The 1,974-nt window shown below is 71.9% G+C and carries 3 protein-coding genes; all 3 read right to left on the reverse strand.

Annotated features, from left to right (window positions below; genetic code table 11):
- Window positions 1-395, reverse strand: a 395-nt coding sequence (gene sufU / locus RIF89_RS14495) for a Fe-S cluster assembly sulfur transfer protein SufU (protein WP_309069781.1), incomplete at its 3' end; no start/stop codon positions are given.
- Complete coding sequence (locus RIF89_RS14500) at window positions 392-1,651, reverse strand: SufS family cysteine desulfurase (RefSeq protein ID WP_309069782.1); 1,260 nt, start codon at window positions 1,649-1,651, stop codon at window positions 392-394. The genes RIF89_RS14500 and sufU, both read right to left, overlap by 4 nt.
- A gap of 72 nt (window positions 1,652-1,723) precedes the next feature.
- Window positions 1,724-1,974, reverse strand: a 251-nt coding sequence (locus tag RIF89_RS14505) for an acyl-CoA thioesterase (RefSeq protein WP_375294492.1), incomplete at its 5' end; no start/stop codon positions are given.

The following is a 1,974-nucleotide window of genomic DNA, read 5'->3' on the forward strand; positions in this document are numbered from 1 at the left end:
AGCATCGCGCACTTGATGCGCATCACGTACCTCGCGACCCCCTGGAAGGCCGCGGCGTCCTCCAGCGACTCGGGCGGGTCGCCTGCGCCGCGCGCGCGCAGCATGGTGCGGAACTCCTCGACGCGCTTGAGCGCATCCGGCTTCCGGGCGCCGGAGAGCAGGTCCGTCATGACCGATGCCGAAGCCATCGAGATGCTACAGCCCTGACCATCCCAGACGAGGCGCTCGATGCGCCCGTCCGCGTCGACCGTCACGCCCATCGTGATCTCGTCGCCGCACGACGGGTTGAGCTCGTGATGCGTGTGGGCGGTCGTGGCCGGATCGCCCTTGCCCTGCGGATTGCGGGAATGGTCGAGGATCAGCTCGCGGTACAGCTCCTCCAGCTCGGCGCTCATCGGTCAGCTCCGAAGAAGGTGCGCACCTCGGCGAGGGCCGCGGCGAAGCGCGCGACGTCGTCCGCGCTCGTGTAGACGTACGCGCTCGCGCGAGTGGTCGCGGCGACCCCGAGCCTGCGGTGCAGCGGCTGGGCGCAGTGATGCCCCGTGCGCACCGTGATGCCGCGGTCGTCGAGGAACTGCCCCACGTCGTGCGCGTGCACGCCGTCGACCACGAAGCTCACCAGACCCGCGCGCTCTGCCCCGACCTCCGGCCCGACGAGTTCGACACCCGGCACCGCCGCCACGGCGTCGACGAGCTGTCCCGCCATCTCCGCCTCGTGCGCGCGCACCCGCTCCATGCCGATCTCCGACAGGTACTCGGCGGCGGCGCCGAAGCCGACCGCCTGGGTCACGGGCTGGGTTCCCGCCTCGAAGCGCTGCGGCGCCGGCAGGAACTGCGCGTCGTCGATCGTCACCGTGGTGATCGTCGACCCGCCGGTGCGGGCCGGCGGAAGCTGGTCCAGCAGCTCGGCGCGGCCGTAGAGGGCGCCGATGCCGGTGGGGCCGAGCATCTTGTGCGACGAGAACGCGGCGAAGTCGACGCCGAGCGCTCCGAGGTCCAGCGGCAGATGCGGAGCCGACTGGCACGCGTCCAGCACGGTGAGCGCGCCCGCCTCCCCGGCGATCTGCACGACGTCGGCCACGGGAGCGATGTACCCCGTGACGTTGGACACGTGCGCGAAGGCCACGAGGCGCGTCCGCTCGCTCACGATCGCGGCGAGATCGTCGACCGACCACAGACCGCGCTCGTCCACGGGCACGGCGCGCAGCGTCGCTCCTGTGCGGCGCGCGAGGCGCTGCCACGGGATGAGATTGGCGTGGTGCTCGGCCTCCGTCACCACGATCTCGTCCCCCGGGCCGAGCGCCAGGTGGGGCGCGCCGAAGGTCGCGGCGTCCGACAGACCGAGCGCGATCACGTTCAGCGCGTCCGTGGCGTTCTCGGCGAACACGATCTCGCGCTCCCCCGCGCCCACGAACCGGGCGATCCGCTCGCGCGCACCCTCGAACGCCCAGGTCGCCTCCCCGGTCGCCATGCTGGATCCGCGATGCACGGCCGCGTACTCCGTGCGGGCGAACGCGTCCTCGGCCGCCAGCACGGCATCCGGACGCTGCGACGTGGCCGCCGAGTCGAGATAGGCGCGGTCGGCGTTGTGGCGCAGGTACGGGTAGGCGTCGCGGGCGAACGCGGTCGGCGTGGTCGAGGTCGTGTTCATCAGGCTCCCAGTCCGGCCAGAAGGCCATCCTCCAGTCTCCCCCATCGCGCCGCCCAGCGGGGCGCTCTCACCTCAGCGACGGCTGAAAGCGATTGGCTCCTCGATGTAGGGCGCCCACACGCTGCGCACCTCATCCGGCAACCGGGTGGGACGGCCAGACGCCGTGTCGACGAGCACCACGACCGCCGAGGCACGTGCGTACTTCACCTGCGGTTCGCTGCCGACCGGGCTGAAGACCTCGTAGCAGATCTCGGCGCTCGATCCGCCGACGCGGCCGAGCCACAGCTGCACGTCGAGGGGCTTCTTCTCGTAGGGCACGGGCG

The sequence above is a fragment of the Microbacterium sp. genome (genome assembly GCF_031178525.1).
Taxonomy (GTDB): Bacteria; Actinomycetota; Actinomycetes; order Actinomycetales; family Microbacteriaceae; genus Microbacterium.

Bases quoted from the DNA above. Each gene is read 5' to 3' on its own strand.
- RIF89_RS14500 (WP_309069782.1), bottom strand. From the start codon at position 1,651: ATGAACACGACCTCGACCACGCCGACCGCGTTCGCCCGCGACGCCTAC.